This is a genomic window from Streptomyces sp. CB01249, from assembly GCF_001905735.1.
GTDB lineage: Bacteria > Actinomycetota > Actinomycetes > Streptomycetales > Streptomycetaceae > Streptomyces.
On record NZ_LISW01000004.1, the window covers coordinates 461,164 to 478,171 of the forward strand.

At 70.2% G+C, this 17,008-nt stretch carries 18 protein-coding genes; 9 read left to right on the plus strand and 9 right to left on the minus strand.

The features are described 5' to 3' along the window. Position 1 precedes the first annotated feature (1 nt). Positions 2 to 943: a metallophosphoesterase gene (locus AMK18_RS21745; protein WP_018102129.1), complete on the minus strand. Its 942-nt coding sequence runs from the start codon at positions 941 to 943 to the stop codon at positions 2 to 4. 79 nt (positions 944 to 1,022) lie between these two features. On the opposite strand from AMK18_RS21745, the gene AMK18_RS21750 reads away from it, so the two are divergent. After that, a complete protein-coding gene (locus AMK18_RS21750; RefSeq protein WP_073864028.1) occupies positions 1,023 to 1,487 on the plus strand; it encodes a GatB/YqeY domain-containing protein in 465 nt (154 codons plus the stop codon). 99 nt (positions 1,488 to 1,586) lie between these two features. Here AMK18_RS21750 and AMK18_RS21755 read toward each other — a convergent pair whose 3' ends face one another. Beyond that, positions 1,587 to 3,830 (minus strand): transglycosylase domain-containing protein, encoded by a 2,244-nt coding sequence (locus tag AMK18_RS21755; RefSeq protein ID WP_073864030.1) that lies wholly within the window; start codon positions 3,828 to 3,830, stop codon positions 1,587 to 1,589. Between the two features lie 520 nt (positions 3,831 to 4,350). Between AMK18_RS21755 and AMK18_RS21765 the strand changes: the two genes are divergently transcribed. Next, positions 4,351 to 4,704, plus strand: coding sequence for a WhiB family transcriptional regulator (locus AMK18_RS21765; RefSeq protein ID WP_018102132.1), 354 nt, complete (start codon positions 4,351 to 4,353; stop codon positions 4,702 to 4,704). A 44-nt stretch (positions 4,705 to 4,748) separates the two neighbouring features. Here AMK18_RS21765 and AMK18_RS21770 read toward each other — a convergent pair whose 3' ends face one another. After that, positions 4,749 to 6,080, minus strand: a complete 1,332-nt coding sequence (locus AMK18_RS21770) for an ArsA family ATPase (RefSeq protein WP_073864034.1) — start codon at positions 6,078 to 6,080, stop codon at positions 4,749 to 4,751. Then, positions 6,077 to 7,066 (minus strand): ArsA family ATPase, encoded by a 990-nt coding sequence (locus AMK18_RS21775; RefSeq protein ID WP_018102133.1) that lies wholly within the window; start codon positions 7,064 to 7,066, stop codon positions 6,077 to 6,079. The genes AMK18_RS21770 and AMK18_RS21775 overlap by 4 nt, the downstream gene beginning before the upstream one ends. A gap of 82 nt (positions 7,067 to 7,148) precedes the next feature. Here AMK18_RS21775 and AMK18_RS34480 point away from each other — a divergent pair, with 82 nt between their 5' ends. The 4 genes from AMK18_RS34480 (at position 7,149) to AMK18_RS21790 (ending at position 9,658) form a co-directional block, all read left to right on the plus strand. Further along, positions 7,149 to 7,307, plus strand: a complete 159-nt coding sequence (locus AMK18_RS34480; RefSeq protein ID WP_003991873.1) for a DUF4177 domain-containing protein — start codon at positions 7,149 to 7,151, stop codon at positions 7,305 to 7,307. Then, positions 7,307 to 7,777, plus strand: a complete 471-nt coding sequence (locus AMK18_RS21780) for a RidA family protein (protein WP_073864036.1) — start codon at positions 7,307 to 7,309, stop codon at positions 7,775 to 7,777. Before AMK18_RS34480 ends, AMK18_RS21780 begins: the two co-directional genes overlap by 1 nt. Positions 7,778 to 7,901: 124 nt before the next feature. Continuing rightward, positions 7,902 to 8,831 carry an NUDIX hydrolase gene (locus AMK18_RS21785; protein WP_073864038.1) on the plus strand — a complete coding sequence of 310 codons (930 nt, stop codon included), beginning with the start codon at positions 7,902 to 7,904 and terminating at the stop codon, positions 8,829 to 8,831. Next, positions 8,828 to 9,658, plus strand: a complete 831-nt coding sequence (locus tag AMK18_RS21790) for an MBL fold metallo-hydrolase (protein ID WP_018102136.1) — start codon at positions 8,828 to 8,830, stop codon at positions 9,656 to 9,658. Before AMK18_RS21785 ends, AMK18_RS21790 begins: the two co-directional genes overlap by 4 nt. A 67-nt stretch (positions 9,659 to 9,725) precedes the next feature. Here the strand turns inward: AMK18_RS21790 and AMK18_RS21795 are convergent, their stop codons facing one another. After that, positions 9,726 to 10,400 (minus strand): Crp/Fnr family transcriptional regulator, encoded by a 675-nt coding sequence (locus AMK18_RS21795; RefSeq protein ID WP_014046869.1) that lies wholly within the window; start codon positions 10,398 to 10,400, stop codon positions 9,726 to 9,728. A 253-nt stretch (positions 10,401 to 10,653) separates the two neighbouring features. Between AMK18_RS21795 and nth the strand changes: the two genes are divergently transcribed. The 3 genes from nth (at position 10,654) to AMK18_RS21810 (ending at position 13,614) form a co-directional block, all read left to right on the plus strand. Then, positions 10,654 to 11,544 carry an endonuclease III gene (gene nth, locus AMK18_RS21800; protein WP_073864039.1) on the plus strand — a complete coding sequence of 297 codons (891 nt, stop codon included), beginning with the start codon at positions 10,654 to 10,656 and terminating at the stop codon, positions 11,542 to 11,544. A 62-nt stretch (positions 11,545 to 11,606) separates the two neighbouring features. After that, on the plus strand, positions 11,607 to 12,320 hold the full coding sequence (locus AMK18_RS21805; RefSeq protein WP_073864040.1) for an NUDIX hydrolase: 714 nt from the start codon (positions 11,607 to 11,609) through the stop codon (positions 12,318 to 12,320). An 88-nt stretch (positions 12,321 to 12,408) separates the two neighbouring features. Next, on the plus strand, positions 12,409 to 13,614 hold the full coding sequence (locus tag AMK18_RS21810; RefSeq protein WP_073864042.1) for a MarP family serine protease: 1,206 nt from the start codon (positions 12,409 to 12,411) through the stop codon (positions 13,612 to 13,614). A gap of 36 nt (positions 13,615 to 13,650) precedes the next feature. On the opposite strand, the gene AMK18_RS35280 is transcribed toward AMK18_RS21810, so the two are convergent. From AMK18_RS35280 to nhaA, 4 genes are all read right to left on the minus strand, one after another. Then, positions 13,651 to 13,854, minus strand: coding sequence for a hypothetical protein (locus tag AMK18_RS35280; RefSeq protein WP_073864044.1), 204 nt, complete (start codon positions 13,852 to 13,854; stop codon positions 13,651 to 13,653). 106 nt (positions 13,855 to 13,960) lie between these two features. Beyond that, entirely contained in the window at positions 13,961 to 14,911 is a 951-nt protein-coding gene (locus tag AMK18_RS21820; RefSeq protein WP_073864045.1) for an alpha/beta fold hydrolase, read from the minus strand. Beyond that, positions 14,908 to 15,438: a phage holin family protein gene (locus AMK18_RS21825; RefSeq protein WP_018102141.1), complete on the minus strand. Its 531-nt coding sequence runs from the start codon at positions 15,436 to 15,438 to the stop codon at positions 14,908 to 14,910. Before AMK18_RS21825 ends, AMK18_RS21820 begins: the two co-directional genes overlap by 4 nt. Before the next feature lie 39 nt (positions 15,439 to 15,477). Then, positions 15,478 to 16,884, minus strand: coding sequence for a Na+/H+ antiporter NhaA (nhaA, locus tag AMK18_RS21830; protein WP_018102142.1), 1,407 nt, complete (start codon positions 16,882 to 16,884; stop codon positions 15,478 to 15,480). Positions 16,885 to 17,008: the final 124 nt, after the last annotated feature.

The window sequence follows — 17,008 nt, forward strand, 5'->3', positions numbered from 1 at the left end:
GTCAGGCGTCCCGGGGTGTCAGGGTGAGCAGGGTCGCCTCCGGGGGGCAGGCCACGCGGACCGGGGCGTAGCGGCTCGTACCGCAGCCCGCCGAGACGTGGAGGTAGGAGCGGTTGCCGCCGGAGTAGTGGGTGGAGAGGCCCTTCACGCGGTCCGTGTCCAGGTCGCAGTTGGTGACCAGGGCGCCGTAGAAGGGGATGCAGACCTGGCCGCCGTGGGTGTGACCGGCGAGGATCAGGGGGTAACCGTCCGTCGTGAACGCGTCCAGGGACCGCAGGTACGGGGCGTGGACCACGCCGATCGAGAGGTCGGCGCCGGTCTCGGGGCCGCCGGACACCTCGGCGTAGCGGTCGCGCTTGATGTGCGGGTCGTCCAGGCCGGTGAAGGCGAGCTCCAGGCCGTCCAGCTTCAGGCGACCGCGGGTGTTGGACAGGTTCAGCCAGCCCGCCTCGTCGAAGGCGTCACGCATCGGCTCCCACGGGTTGTGGACGACGCCGGTCGCCGGGGCGTTGCCGTTGAGGCCGTGCTTGCCCGACGCCTTCTCGAAGAGATAGCGGACCGGGTTGCGCAGCTTGGGGCCGTAGTAGTCGTTGGAGCCGAACACGTACACGCCCGGGAGCTCCATCAGCGGGCCGAGCGCGTCCAGTAGCTCCGGCACGGCCTCGGGGTCGGAGAGGTTGTCGCCGGTGTTCACCACGAAGTCGGGGCGCAAACCGGCCAGGGACTGCAGCCAGGCGCGCTTCTTGCGCTGTCCGCTGACCATGTGCACGTCGGAGACCTGGAGGACGCGCAGCGGGCGCGCCCCACTCGGAAGCACCGGGACCGTGACCCTGCGCAGGCGGAACGAGCGGACCTCGAAGCCTGCCGCGTAGGCGAGACCGGCGGCGCCGGCCGCGGCGGTGACCGCCGTGATTTTCAGGGGTACTCCGTAGCGTGCGCGCATGCGCCCATCGTCGCAGACGTCGTGCGCCCGCAGGAAAACAGGCGGGCGCCGGGCGCCCCGCACCTGCCACAATCACCTCATGACCACGCTCAAGTCCAAGCTCAAGGAAGACCTCACCACGGCCATGAAGGCGCGTGACGAGCTGACCTCGTCCACGCTCCGGCTGACCCTCACCGCGATCACGAAGGAAGAGGTCGGGGGCAAGACCGCCCGCGAACTCTCCGACGACGAGGTGCAGAAGGTGATCGCCAAGGAGGCCAAGAAGCGCCGTGAGGCCGCCGACGCCTTCGCCAAGGGCGGCCGGACCGAGCAGGCCGAGCGGGAGAAGAAGGAGGGCGCGATCCTCGACGCGTACCTTCCCCAGCAGCTGAGCGACGAGGAGCTGACCGCGATCGTGGCCTCCGCCGTCGAACAGGCGAAGGCCGCCGGGGCCGAGGGGCCGCGCGCGATGGGCGCCGTCATGAAGATCGTCAACCCGAAGGTCGCGGGGCGCGCCGAGGGCGGCCGGGTGGCCGCCACGGTGAAGAAGCTCCTCGCGGGCTGAGCGGAGCCGAAGCCGGAGCCGGACGGACCGGCCGTACGTAAGAGGGCGGGGCGCCCCGGATGATCCGGAGCGCCCCGCCCTCGTATGCGTAACGGCTGATCAGGGGCCGTTCGTACCGCCGTCGTTCTGACCGCGGCCGTGGCCGTTGTTCCCGCCGAGGATGTCCGGCGGGATGCTGATGCCGGGGAACGGGTTGTCGTCGCCGCCGGGCTTGTTGTCGCCCGGCTTCTTCTTGTCCCCGCCCTTGTTCTTGTCCTTGTCCTCCTTCTCCTTCGCCCGCGGTACGTCGACCGGGTTGAAGGAAGGGGTCTCGGACGGGCTCAGGGCGCCGGTCATCGCCGTCCGCCAGATCGGACCGGGCAGGCAGCCACCGCAGACCTTGTCGTAGTACTGGCCGCCGATGGTGATGCCGGTCATATCGTCCTGGTGGGCGCCGTCGCTGCCGACCCATACCGCCGTGGACAGGTTCGGCGTGTAGCCGACGAACCAGGCGTTCTTGCGCCCGTCGGTGGTACCGGTCTTGCCCGCGTTGTCACGGTCGCTGAGGCCGGCCTGCGTGCCGGTGCCGTCCTCGACGACGCCCTTGAGCATCTGGTTTATGGTGTCGGCCGTGTGCTCGCTCATCGCGCGGTTGCACTGCGACTTCGGTACGTCGATCGGCTTGCCGTCCGGCTTGGTGACCGAGAGGAGCGCGACCGGGGTGCAGTACGTGCCGCGGTTGGCGAAGGTGGCGTACACCGAGGCCATGGCCAGCGGGGTCGACTCCTGCCCGCCCAGCGTGGTGTTGGCGACCTGCCACAGCGGCTTGTTGTCGCCGCGTTCGTAGCCGACCTTCTTCGCCATCGCGAGCGTCTCGCAGAGGCCGGTCTTCTGTTCCAGCTTCGCGAAGTAGGTGTTGATCGACTTGCCCAGCGCGCTGGTCATGTCGAACATGCCCTTCTCCGACTCCGTCTCGTTCTGCACCTCCCACGGCTTGTCGTCCGTGGGGGCGCCCTCACAGGTGCGGAAGGCGTCGGCGGGCAGGCTGATCTTGCGCGGGGTGTCGAAGCTCTGCGCCGGGCTGATGCCCTTCTCCAGTGCCGCCGCCGCGGTGATCGGCTTGAACGTCGACCCGACCTGGAAGCCGACGTAGCTGCCGCCCATCGCGTGGTCGACGGAGAGGTTCAGCACGGTCTGGTGCTTGGAGGCGTCGAGACCGTACGGCCGGGACTGGGCCATCGCCAGGATCCGTCCGGTACCGGGCTGGACCTGGACGACCGCGTCGGCGACCTTGTCGTCCTTGTTGACCCGGGAGACGGCGGCCTCGTTGGACGCGGCCTGCGACCTCGGGTCCAGGGTCGTCTTGATGGTCAGACCGCCGGTCGCCCAGAGCTTCGCGCGGTCCTTCTCGGTCTTACCGAAGGCCGGGTTGTTCTTGACGATCTTCGAGACGTAGTCGCAGAAGAACCCGGCACCGCTCACGGCGGTGATGCAGCCGTTCTGCGGTCGCTTGACCTTCAGCTTGATCGGGGTGTTCTTGGCCTTGTCCGCCTCTTCCTGCGAGACCTTGCCGATGTCCGCCATCCGCTGGAGCACGGTGTTGCGGCGCTTGGTCGCTTCCTCCGTGTCGTTGATGGGGTCGTAGCGGCTGGGCGACTGCACGATCCCGGCCAGCAGCGCCGCCTCCTCCAGCTTCAGGTCCTTCGCCGACTTGGAGAAGTAGCGCTGGGAAGCCGCCTCGACGCCGTACGCCTGCTGCCCGAAGAAGGTGATGTTGAGGTAGTTCTCCAGGATCTTCCGCTTGCCAAGCTCTTCCTCGACCTGGATCGCGTACTTCAGCTCCTGGACCTTGCGGCCCAGCGTCTGCTGGGTGGCCTCGGCGACCTTGGCCGGGTCGTCGCCGGCCTCCTCCACGAAGACGTTCTTCACATACTGCTGGGTGAGGGTCGACGCGCCCTCCGCCGTACCGCCCGTCTGAACGTTTCGGTTGAGCGCGCGCAGGATGCCCTTGAGGTCGACCGCGCCGTGCTCGTAGAACCGGGCGTCCTCGATCGCGATGATCGCGTTCTGCATGTACGGGGAGATGCTCGTGAGCGGCACCACCGTGCGGTCGCGCGAGTAGACCGTGGCGATCAGGCCGCCCTTGCTGTCGAGGATCTTGGTGCGCTGGCTCAGCGGCGGGGTCTTCAGGTTGGCCGGGATCTCGTCGAACCCGTCGACCGTCCCCTTGGCCGCGAGGCCCAGTGCTCCGGCCGCCGGCAGCGCGATGCCCGCCAGGACGACTCCGGAGAGTGCGGCGACACCGAGGAACTTGGCGGCCTGCTGGGTCGTGGTGAGACCCCCGCCCGAGCGCTTCTTTGGCATGGGGGCAGCCTAATCCGTAGATATGAGCGTTCCGTAGGACCGGGGGTCTCTCGGAGCGTTCGCGTACCGGACCGTGACATTCGGAACCGGCGTGGGTGCCGCGCTGCGGCTGCTGGACCTGGTGGCATGGTGACGCGAGGCGGCTACGTTCCCATTCGCCGGACACACGGATATGCCTTGGCCTAAGCTGCTCTCAACTGTCACAGCAGTCCGGTTCCGTATCAACCCCCCGTGCACGATCCGGCCACACGCCCGGCGCTCCCGAATTCGCCCGGTGTGTCACCGAACGTCCGATGCGGTTCTGGCAGACTGTCCCGATTCTGACGGGATAGTCCTTCATGTCCTCACCTCACTCCCCTGGGTGATCTGCCGTATACGCATAGTCCGTTCGGGCCATTCAAGATTGGGCCCGAAGGGGGTGTTGTGCTGTCGCCACCTTCCGTAACGTCCTCAACTGGCAGCGGTGAATATGCCGCTGCCGCCGTGGGGGAGCCTCGATTCGGGAGAGGACGGCGCCGGGATGGGCTGGGTAACCGACTGGAGTGCGCAGGCAGCCTGCCGCACTACTGATCCGGATGAACTGTTCGTACAAGGGGCAGCGCAGAACAGGGCCAAGGCGGTGTGCACCGGATGCCCGGTGCGGACCGAGTGTTTGGCCGATGCGCTGGACAATCGCGTCGAATTCGGCGTGTGGGGCGGGATGACCGAGCGGGAGCGCCGCGCGCTGCTGCGCAGGCGGCCGACGGTGACGTCCTGGCGCCGGCTGCTGGAGACCGCCCGCAGTGAGTACGAGCGTGCCTCGGGCATCCTGCCCGTGGCGATCGGGCTGGAGGGCAGCGAGGAACTGCACGAGACGTTCGCCGCCGTCGGCTAGTCCCCGGCGGTCCGTACGCTGTACGGCTTACGCAGGACGAGGGGCTAGGCAGCTCCGGCCGGTGCGGAACCGGTCGCGAGGCGGTCCCCGATGGTGCGCAGGCCCGAGAGGTCATGGACGTCTCCGGGCAGCGCTGCCACGGCGGTCACGGCCACCTCGGGGTGCAGCGCGGTGAAGCGGTCGCGTGTGTTCTGTTCGCGCGCGACCACCTGCATCCGCTCGGCGTGCAGACGGAGCAGGCCCGCGGTCAGTTCTTCGGTGGTGACGGCCGCCGTGCTGTCCGGCCGGGGTTCGGAGTCCGTGGTGGGTGCGTGCCCGGCCGCGGGGGAGTCGGCGGGCTCACGAAGTCCAGCCTTCCCGGCCGCCTGATCCACAATGCCGTCGGTTTCAAGATTTTCTGCTTCAAGTTTCTCCGCGCCGGCGAGCGCCTGCTCGGCGGAGAGCCGCGCCGCCTCGCTGCCGTGGACCCGGTTGAGCACCAGCCCCGCGAGCGGCATGTCCTCCGCGGCCAGGCGCTCCACGAAGTACGCCGCCTCGCGCAGGGCGTCCCGCTCCGGAGTCGCGACGACGAGAAACGCCGTACCGGGTGCCTGAAGTAGTTTGTACGTGGCGTCCGCCCGGGTACGGAAGCCGCCGAACATGGTGTCCATCGCGGCGACGAACGTCTGTACGTCACGCAGGAACTGACCGCCCAGCAGCTTGCCCAGGGTGCCGGTCATCATCGACATGCCCACGTTGAGGAACTTCATCCCCGCGCGGCCGCCCATCTTCGCGGGTGCCATCAGCAGTTTGATGAACTTCCCGTCCAGGAACGACCCCAGACGCTTCGGGGCGTCCAGGAAGTCCAGCGCGGACCGCGACGGCGGGGTGTCCACGACGATGAGGTCCCACTCGTCCCGCGCCCGGAGCTGCCCCAGCTTCTCCATCGCCATGTACTCCTGCGTGCCCGCGAAGCCCGCCGACAGGGACTGGTAGAAGGGGTTCTCCAGGATCGCGCGGGCCCGCTCGCCGTCCGCGTGCGCCTCGACGATCTCGTCGAAGGTCCGCTTCATGTCGAGCATCATGGCGTGCAGCTCACCGGAGCCCTCGATGCCCTTCACCCGGCGCGGGACGTTGTCCAGCGAGTCGATGCCCATGGACTGGGCGAGCCTGCGGGCCGGGTCGATGGTGAGGACGACGACCTTGCGGCCGCGCTCCGCCGCCCGCACCCCGAGCGCCGCGGCGGTGGTCGTCTTGCCGACGCCGCCGGAACCGCAGCAGACGATGATCCGGATGCCCGGATCATCGATCAGGGCGTCGGTGTCCAGTACCGGCACGGGATCCGCCGCGTCGCCCCCGGCACCGCTCTCCGCCCCCGTCTTCGTGCGCGCTGTCATGAACCCGCCCCTCGTCCGGCTCCCGGTTGGCCCGCGCCCTGTTCGCGGAGTGCGGCCGCCAGGTGGTCGAGCCCGGCCCGGTCCACCCCCTCGCCGATCAGCGGCAGCTCGTACCCCGGCAGACCGAGCCCGGCCAGCACGCCGCGCTGTTCCCGCTCCAGCGCGACCCGCTGGGTGTGCTCGGCGGCCTGCTCGACCAGCGGGCGTACGAGCCCCGCCGCGCCGGTCACGCCCGCCCGCGTCAGCGTCTTGGCGATCTCCTTGCGCCGCCCGCCCACCGTGGCGCGCAGCGCGTCCCCGTCCAGCAGTTGCGGGCGCACCATGTTCACGATGACCCGGCCCACCGGCAGCTCGGCGGCGCGCAGCTCCGCGATGCCGTCCGCGGTCTCCTGGACCGGCATCTCCTCCAGCAGCGTCACCAGGTGCACCGCGGTCTCTGGCGACTTCAGCACCCGCATCACGGCCTGCGCCTGATTGTGTATCGGGCCGATCCGGGCGAGCCCGGCCACCTCGTCGTTCACGTTGAGGAAGCGCGTGATGCGGCCGGTCGGCGGGGCGTCCATGATCACGTAGTCGTAGACGAACCGGTTCTGCCGGTCCTTGCGGCGGACCGCCTCGCACGCCTTGCCCGTCAGCAGGACGTCCCGCACCCCGGGCGCGATGGTGGTGGCGAAGTCGATCGCGCCGAGCTTCTTGAGCGCCCGGCCCGCGCTGCCGAGCTTGTAGAACATCTGGAGGTAGTCGAGGAGCGCCAGCTCCGCGTCGATGGCGAGTGCGTAGACCTCGCCGCCGCCCGGAGCGACGGCGATCCTGCGCTCCTCGTAGGGGAGGGAGTCCGCCTCGAAGAGCTGGGCGATGCCCTGTCTGCCCTCGACCTCCACGAGGAGGGTGCGCCTGCCCTCGGCCGCGAGGGCGAGCGCGAGGGCGGCGGCGACCGTGGTCTTACCGGTACCGCCCTTGCCGCTGACGACCTGGAACCTGCTCACGTATTCGAGCCTAACCAGTCGCACCGCAGGCTACGCACGAGGCTGCGCGTGCCCCGGATTGTGCAGGCATTACAGTCGGGCCATGACCAAGTGGGAATACGCGACCGTGCCCCTTCTCGTGCACGCGACCAAGCAGATTCTGGACACCTGGGGCGAGGACGGCTGGGAGCTGGTCCAGGTCGTTCCCGGCCCGAACAACCCCGAGCAGCTCGTGGCCTACCTGAAGCGGGAGAAGCAGTAGTGGCGGGCGCCGTCGAGGCGAAGCTCGCCGAACTCGGACTGCCGCTGCCTGCCGTCGTACCGCCGCTGGCCGCGTACCAGCCGGCCGTGCAGTCCGGGGTGTACGTGTACACGTCCGGGCAGCTGCCCATGGTCGACGGCAAGCTGGCGGTGACCGGCAAGGTCGGCGCCGAGGTCACGGCCGACGAGGCCAAGGAGCTCGCGAAGACCTGCGCGCTGAACGCGCTGGCCGCCGTGAAGTCGGTCGCGGGCGACCTGGACCGGATTGCCCGGGTCGTGAAGGTCGTCGGCTTCGTCGCCTCGGCCACCGACTTCACCGGCCAGCCCGGTGTGATCAACGGTGCGAGCGAGCTGCTCGGCGAGGTTCTCGGGGACAAGGGTGTGCACGCCCGCAGCGCCGTGGGCGTCGCCGTGCTGCCGCTGGACGCGCCGGTCGAGGTCGAGATCCAGGTCGAGCTGACCGGAGCCTGATCCGTACCGTCTCCGCCCCTGATCCCGTCCGGCCGTGAGGACCGGGCGGGATCTTGTGTGTACACGCCATGTACGGATCCGGGGACCCCTCGAACATCGACGCGGTTCCGGATAGCCTCCGGCCATGTCCAATGGTCAGTGGTACCCCCCGGAATGGCCCGGCCGGATCAGGGCCCTCGCCGCAGGCGAGCTGACGGCCGCCGAGCCCCGGCGGGCCGCCACCGTGATGCTGCTCCGGGACGACGCCACCGGCGCGGGGGGCGCGCCCGCCGTCCACATGCTGCGCCGGCGCACCTCGATGGCCTTCGCCGGAGGGGCGTACGCCTATCCGGGTGGCGGCGTCGACCCGCGCGACGACGACCGGCTCGTCCGCTGGGCCGGGCCCGCGCTGGAGACCTGGGCGGACCGGCTGGGGGTCGGCACGCCTGCGGAGGCGCAGGCGATCGTCTGCGCCGCGGTCCGCGAGACGTACGAGGAGGCCGGGGTCCTGCTGGCCGGTCCGACGCCGGAGACCGTCGTCACCGACACCACCGGGGACGACTGGGAGGCCGATCGCACGGCGCTGGTCGCCCGGGAGCTGTCGTTCGCCGAATTCCTGGAGCGGCGCGGGCTGGTGCTGCGCTCGGACCTGCTGGGCGCGTGGGCGCGCTGGATCACGCCGGAGTTCGAGCCGCGCCGCTACGACACCTGGTTCTTCGTCGCCGCGCTCCCCGCGGGCCAGCGCACCCGGAACGCCTCGACGGAGGCCGACCGCACGGTGTGGATCACCCCGGGCGACGCGGCCGACGGATACGACCGGGGCGAGCTGCTGATGATGCCGCCGACCGTGGCGACGCTGCGGACCCTGCGGCCGTACGCCACCGCCGCGCGGGCGCTGGAGGCGGCGTCGGACCAGGACCTCACCCCCGTACTCGCGCAGGCGCGTCTGGACGGTGACGAGCTGGTGCTGAGCTGGCCGGGGCACGAGGAATTCACCAAGCACGTCTCCACGGCCGGGGCGGACGAAACGCACGGCGGGGAGAAAAAGGGCGACGCGGAAGGCGGTGCGGCATGAGTGACGCGGCGGCGCTGCCCGGACAGCCGCGCGGCAGTGTGCTGTCCGGTCCCGCCACGGCCCGTACGGTCAACGTCCTGGCGCCCAACCCCTCGCCGATGACGCTGGACGGGACCAACACGTGGATCGTCGCCGAGCCCGACTCGGACCTGGCGGTGGTCATCGACCCGGGCCCGCTGGACGACGCCCATCTGCGGGCCGTCATCGACACCGCCGAGCGGGCGGGCCGCCGGATCGCGCTGACGCTCCTCACCCACGGCCACCCCGACCACGCGGAGGGCGCGGCGCGGTTCGCGGAGCTGACCCGGACCAAGGTGCGCGCGCTCGACCCGGAGCTGCGGCTCGGTGACGAGGGCCTGAGCACGGGTGACGTGATCACGACCGGCGGCCTCGAGATGTACGTGGTGCCGACGCCGGGCCACACGGCGGACTCGCTGTCGTTCCACCTGCCGGCCGATCAGGCGGTGCTGACCGGGGACACGATTCTCGGACGCGGAACGACGCTGGTGGCGCACCCGGACGGGCGGCTCGGGGACTACCTCGACTCGCTGCGGCGGCTGCGCTCGCTGACGGTGGACGACGGGGTCCATACGGTGCTGCCCGGCCACGGGCCCGTGCTGGACGACGCGCAGGGGGCGGTCGAGTTCTATCTCGCCCATCGCGCGCACCGGCTGGCCCAGGTGGAGACCGCGGTGGAATCGGGCTACCGGACCTCCTCCGAGGTGGTGGCCCATGTCTACGCGGACGTGGACCGTTCGCTGTGGCCGGCGGCGGAGCTGTCGGTGCGGGCGCAGCTGGACTACCTGACCGAGCACGGGCTGATCTGACAGGCATGCATGAGAGAGGGGCCCGGCCGGCTGTCGGCGGGGCCCCTCACTCATGGCGTACGACGGGTCAGCGCGACCGCTTGGCCAGCCGCTCCACGTCCAGGAGGATCACCGCGCGGGCCTCCAGGCGCAGCCAGCCGCGGCCGGCGAAGTCGGCGAGGGCCTTGTTGACCGTCTCGCGGGAAGCGCCGACCAGCTGGGCCAGCTCCTCCTGCGTCAGGTCGTGCACCACGTGGATGCCTTCCTCGGACTGGACGCCGAAGCGGCGCGACAGGTCCAGGAGGGCGCGGGCGACGCGGCCGGGCACATCGGAGAAGACCAGGTCGGACATCTGGTCGTTGGTCTTGCGCAGGCGCCGGGCGACGGCACGCAGGAGGGCCGTGGCCACCTCGGGGCGCGCGTTGAGCCAGGGCTGGAGGTCGCCGTGGCCGAGGCCGAGGAGCTTCACCTCGGTCAGCGCGGTGGCGGTGGCGGTGCGCGGGCCCGGGTCGAAGAGCGAGAGCTCACCGATCAGCTCACCGGGGCCGAGGACCGCCAGCATGTTCTCGCGACCGTCGGGGGAGGTGCGGTGGAGCTTCACCTTGCCCTCGGTGACCACGTAGAGGCGGTCACCCGGGTCACCCTCGTGGAACAGCGCGTCACCGCGCGCGAGGGTCACCTCACTCATCGAGGCGCGGAGCTCCGCGGCCTGCTCGTCATCGAGCGCCGCGAAAAGCGGGGCGCGCCGCAGAACGTCGTCCACGAGTTCTCTCCTTGTCGGCCTGTTCAGGGAACCGTGGTCCCCATCATGCCGGACGGTAAAACAGTGCGATCAATCACAAACCAGTTTGACGCACGCGCGTGCCGAGGGGTACGGCAGGGGGCCGATTGGGGGCGGATCACCCGTGACCGGGGCGGATGTCAGTGCCGGGCTCTAGGCTGGCCGAGTGTCCGAATTGCCGGTGAGAGCGCAGGCCAAGGGGGCTGATGGGGTGTCGGAGGGCCGTGATTCCGCTGTGGGCGAACAGGGTGCGAGCAAGAGGAAAAACCTGAAGAAATCGGCTGAAAGCGGCTCCGAGGCGGCGAAGAGTCGGTCCGCCGGGGCGCCCGCAGCGGCCGCGCCGAAGAGGAAGCCGGGGCGGCCCGAATCGCATCTGGCCATGGTCCGCCGCGCCCGCCGGATCAACCGCGAGCTCGCCGAGGTCTACCCGTACGCCCATCCGGAGCTGGACTTCCGGAATCCGTTCGAACTGCTCGTCGCCACGGTTCTCTCCGCCCAGACCACCGACCTGAGGGTCAACCAGACGACGCCCGCCCTCTTCGCCGCCTATCCCACCCCCGAGGACATGGCCGCCGCCGTTCCGGAGAAGCTGGAAGAGATCATCCGGCCCACCGGCTTCTTCCGGGCCAAGGCGAGGTCGCTGCTCGGCCTGTCCGCCGCGCTCCGCGACGACTTCGGCGGCGAGGTGCCGGGGAGGCTCGCGGATCTCGTGAAGCTGCCGGGGGTCGGCCGCAAGACGGCCAACGTCGTGTTGGGCAATGCCTTTGGAGTGCCCGGAATTACCGTAGACACCCATTTCGGGCGGTTGGTCCGACGGTGGAAGTGGACCGAGCAGGAGGACCCGGAGAAGGTCGAGGCGGAGGTCGCGGCGATCTTCCCCAAGAGCGAGTGGACCATGCTCTCGCACCGCGTCATCTTCCACGGCCGCCGCGTCTGCCATGCCCGTAAGCCCGCCTGCGGCGCCTGCCCGATCGCCCCGTTGTGCCCGTCGTACGGTGAGGGCGAGACGGACCCGGAGAAGGCCCGCAAGCTCCTGAAGTACGAGATGGGCGGCAAGCCGGGCCAGCGGCTGAGCCCGCCGCCGGACTACCCGGGAAGCCCGGCACCTCCCCTGGGCGCCGACTGACGCGGACCGCCGCTGCGGAACGAATCGCGGGACGACGGGCGTTGTGAGACGGAGGGGTGCCTATGAAGACGCATGAGACCGGCACGGAGCGCGGTGGGCCGGACGGCCCTGCGGCCATGGTTTCGGAGGAGGGGCTGCCCGACTGGCTCGATCCCGTCGCCCGTGCCGCCCGCACGGTGCGGCCGCAGCAGCTCAGCCGCTTCCTGCCGCCGGAGAACGGGGCGGGACGCCAGTCGGCCGTGCTCGTCCTGTTCGGCGAGGGCGCGCGCGGTCCCGAGCTGCTTCTGATGGAGCGCGCCGGAAGCCTGCGCTCCCATCCGGGCCAGCCGTCGTTCCCCGGCGGCTCGCTCGACCCGGAGGACGGCGACCAGGCGACGACCGGGCCGCTCAGGGCCGCGCTGCGCGAGGCGGAGGAGGAGACCGGCCTCGATCCGCGCGGAGTGCAGATCTTCGGTGTGCTGCCCCGTCTCTACATCCCCGTGAGCAGCTTCGTGGTGACGCCGGTCCTCGGCTGGTGGCGGACGCCCAGCCCGGTCGATGTGGTCGACCCGGGCGAGACGGCGCGGGTCTTCACGGTCCCCGTGGCGGATCTCACGGACCCGGCCAACCGGGCGACGGCCGTCCACCCCAGCGGTCACCGGGGCCCGGCATTTCTGGTCGAATCAGCACTCGTCTGGGGGTTCACGGCCGGTGTGATCGACCGGATTCTGCACTTCGCGGGCTGGGAACGCCCGTGGGACAGAGCCAGGCAGGTGCCGCTCGACTGGCGCGCATGACAGGCTGACTTCCGTGCTCCGCCGATCCGGGACCGCCCGGACCACGGAGACGTACGGGCCCGGTGACGAATCTGCGAGGCTATAGACGGTGAACGTGCTGGACATCCTGCTGCTGGCCGGAGCCGTGTGGTTCGCGGTCATCGGCTATCGCCAGGGGTTCGTCGTCGGCATTCTGTCGGTGATCGGGTTCCTGGGCGGCGGTCTCGTCGCCGTCTACCTCCTGCCGGTCCTGTGGGACCAGATGACGGACGGTTCGGAGGTCTCCTCGACCGCGGCCGTCGTCGCGGTCGTCATCGTGATCGTGTGCGCGTCGATCGGCCAGGCGTTCACCACTCATCTGGGCAACAAACTCCGCCGCCACATCACGTGGTCGCCCGCGCGCGCCCTGGACGCGACCGGCGGCGCCCTGGTCAACGTGGTGGCGATGCTGCTCGTCGCCTGGCTGATCGGCTCCGCCCTGGCGGGCACCTCGCTGCCGACGCTCGGCAAGGAGGTCCGCAGCTCCTCGGTCCTGCTGGGCGTCTCCAGGGTGATGCCGCCCCAGGCGTCCACCTGGTTCACGGACTTCTCCTCGGTCCTCGCGCAGAACGGCTTCCCGCAGGTCTTCAGCCCGTTCGCCAACGAGCCCATCACCGAGGTCAGGGCCCCCGACCCGGCGTTGGTCGGCAGCCCCGTCGCCGCGCGCGCCAAGCAGTCCATCGTGAAGGTCGTGGGTACGGCCCCGAGCTGCGGCAAGGTGCTCGAAGGCACCGGGTTCGTGTTCTCCGACCGCCGGGTGATGACCAACGCGCACGTCGTCGGCGGCGTGGACGAGCCGACCGTGCAGATCGGCGGCCAAGGACGCCTGTACGACGCGAAGGTCGTCCTGTACGACTGGCGGCGCGACATCGCCGTACTCGACGTCCCGGACCTCGATGTGAAGCCCCTGCGGTTCACCGGGCCCGACAGCGACGCGGAGACGGGCGACAGCGCCATCGTCGCGGGCTTCCCGGAGAACGGCGCGTACGACGTACGCTCCGCGCGCGTCCGGGCCCGCATCGACGCCAACGGCCCCGACATCTACCACCGGGGCACGGTCCGCCGCGATGTGTACTCGCTCTACACCACGGTCCGCCAGGGCAACTCCGGCGGCCCGCTGCTGACCCCCGAGGGCAAGGTGTACGGGGTCGTGTTCGCGAAGTCGCTCGACGACCCGGACACGGGCTACGCGCTGACGGCGGACGAGATCCGCGACGACATCACGCAGGGCCGTACCGCCAACCAGCAGGTCGACAGCCAGGGATGCGCGCTCTGAAGGTCTCCGGACGGCCCGTGCGGGACCGTCGGTGCGTCAGTTACGGGGATGGCGCAGCCGCGCCGAGACCCAGCGGGCCCTGCGGCGGAGGATGCGTGAGATGCCGAGCCGAGGATCATGCATGACGTGCAAAGCGTGCACCCGGCCCTGAAGGCCGTCCCCCTCGTGAATGCCCGGATCCGCCGTGGCGGTCGAGCGACGGTTGCGTGCTGCGTCACCGAAGTCGTGCGTCCAGCCCATACCCGGACGTCTGCCCGTGCCTCATGGTCCGTAACCGCCTATCCGTCAGCCAATTGGCTTATGCGCCGGGCACGTGGCCGTTCGTAGGACATGTGTGCCAGAACGGCTAGCGATCCGGCTCGGAATCCTTGAGCCAGTTGATGAGTTCGGCCGAGAACCCCGCCGGATCCTCCTCGTGGGGGAAGTGGCCAAGACCGTCGAAAAGTCGCCAACGGTAGGGCGCCTCGACGTACTCGCCGGACCCGGCCGAGCTGCGCGTGCGGACCGCCGGATCGAGTGAACCGTGAAGGTGCAGCGTCGGCACCCGAACGGGCCGCTTCATGCGCCGGTTGAACTGGATGCCGTCCGGGCGCGCCAGCGAGCGCACCATCCAGCGGTACGGCTCGATCGAGCAGTGCGCCGTCGAGGGGATCGTCATGGCCCGCCGGTAGACGCCCAGCGTCGTCTCGTCGGGGAATTCCGCCTTGCCCGGCCCCGGCCCCGCCCACTCGCTGATCAGCCGGCCCACCAAGGCGCCGTCGTCGGCGACGAGCTGACGCTCCGGCACCCAGGGCCGCTGGAAGCCCCAGATGTACGAGCCGGCCCGGGACTGCGCGAAGTCGGAGAGCATCGAGGAGCGCCACCGCCGCGGGTGGGGCATCGAGGAGACGACCAGTCGGCGCACCAGCTTCGGGCGCATCACGGCGGCCGTCCAGGCCAGGTATCCGCCCATGTCGTGGCCGACGAGGGCGGCGTCCGGCTCGCCGAGGGACCTGACCACGCCTGTGATGTCGAGCGCCAGGTTGGCGGGGTCGTAGCCCCGGGGCGTGCGGTCGCTGCCGCCGACGCCGCGCAGGTCCATCGCCACGGCCCGGAATCCGGCCTCGGCGAGCGCCGGCAGCTGGTGGCGCCAGGTCCACCAGAACTGCGGGAAGCCGTGCAGGAGGAGGACCAGCGGCCCTTCACCCATTTCGGCGATGTGGAAGCGGGCGCCGTTCGCCGCGACGTCCCGGTGGGTCCAGGGGCCGTCGAGGCGGACGGGGCCGCCGGTCGGGGCGGACGGTGCGGGAACGGTCATGTGGACGAGCGTGCCACAGCCGACGCCTTGTCCTGGACCGGTGCGCTCTCGATGGCGCGGTCGGAGCGGGTGCTGCCACCCACCGGGAGGATCGCGTCGGCGGCGGTCTCGGGGCGCGGGTGCGGCTTGACGCCCTGGAGGACGGCGGCGGTCTGCTTGGCGGAGGCGATGGACTTCTCCGGCGGCTTGACCTTCTTGATCTTCGCGTACCCGAAGAGCGCGAGCAGAATGCCCAGCAGGATGAACGCGCCGCCCACGATCAGGAACGACCAGGCGAGGCCCAGTCCCAGGTTGTGGATGCCGTACGCGGCCGCGAAGCTCAGCACCGGGATCGCGAAAAGGATCAGCACGCCCGTGACGATGAACGCCACGCTGCCGATGACGCCGCGCTTGACGTCCTGCCGCACCTCGGCCTTGGCCAGGGCGATTTCGTCGTGCACCAGCGCCGACAGTTCGGCCGTCGCCGACGCGACCAGCTGGCCGAGACTGCGGTCGGCGCTGCCCGCGTAATTGCCGGGGTCGCTCATCCCTGACTCCCTCTCCTGTTCAACACGTCCGATGTCAGATCATGCCGGACTGTCCGGCCTGTTGCTCGCTGCCCCCGCCAGTCGGGCAAGGCGGCGGTGCTCGGCCGCCTTCTCCTCGTAGATGGCGGCCATCCTCAGGTGGTAGGCCGGATCGTCCTGTTCGTAGACGTCCGGTACCCCTGAACCGTCCTCGTCGAGCTCCTCGGCGTCGGACAGTGCCCTGTATCTGCGTACCCGGAGTTTGAGCAGTACACCGGAGAGTACGGCGGCAATGAGGGAGCCGAGCAGAACCGACGCCTTGATCTCGTTGATCATGTCGTCGTCACCGGCGAACGCGAGCTCCCCGATCAGCAGCGACACGGTGAAGCCGATGCCGGCGAGAGTGGCGATCGCGAAGACGTCCGCCCAGGCCAGGTCCTTGTTCAGTTCGGCCTTGGTGAGCCTGGTGGTCAGCCACGTACCGCCGAAGACGCCGATGGTCTTGCCGGCGACGAGACCCAGGACGACCCCGAGGGTCTCCGGGCGGTCGAACACGGAGGCCACCGCGCCGCCGGCGAGGGAGACCCCTGCGGAGAAGAGCGCGAAGACCGGCACGGCGAAGCCCGCCGACAGCGGGTGCACCAGGTGTTCGATGCGCTCACCGGGCGAGTGCTCCTCGCCCTCGCGGCGGGTGCAGCGCAGCATCAGGCCCATGGCGACACCGGCGATGGTGGCGTGGACGCCGCTGTTGTACATCAGCCCCCAGATGACCAGGGCGAGCGGTACGTAGACGTACCAGCCGCGCACTCCGATGCGGAGCAGCAGATAGAAGAGGCCCAGGCCGAGGAAGGCGCCGCCGAGCGCGAGGAAGTCGATGTCCTCGGTGAAGAAGACGGCGATGATGAGGATCGCGAAGAGGTCGTCCACGACGGCGAGCGTCAGCAGGAAGGCCCGGAGCGCGTTGGGCAGCGAGGCGCCGATGACGGCGAGAACGGCGAGCGCGAAGGCGATGTCCGTGGCGGTGGGGACGGCCCAGCCGCCCTTCGAGCCGTCGCCGAAGACGTTCACCAGGGTGTAGACGAGCGCAGGGACCGCCATGCCGCAGAGCGCGGCGGCCACGGGGAGCGCCGCGGCCTTGGGATCGCGCAGTTCTCCCGCTACGAGTTCGCGTTTGAGCTCGACGCCCGCGACGAAGAAGAAGATCGCGAGCAGCCCGTCGGCGGCCCAGTGCTCCACGGAGAGGTGCAGACCGAGGGTCTTGGGCCCGATATGGAAGTCACTGACGGCCGAGTAGCTCGAACCCGCGGTGTTCGCCCACACCAGCGCGGCCACGGCCGCGACCAGCAGGATGACGCCCCCGACGGTCTCCGTACGCAGGGCGTCGGCGACGTAATTGCGCTCGGGGAGCGGCAGCCGCCCCAGAAGGGTGCGGCGCGGGCCGGCAGGCGTAGGGGTGGGTGTGGCCACGGGGGGAGACCTCCGGGTCGGTACGGCAGCGATGGCATGGCTGATGCACTTGCCGACCAGACTTCCCGGCACCCCTGTGAAGATTTTCTTATCGTGTTGTCGATCAGCTGCCACTGTACCCGCG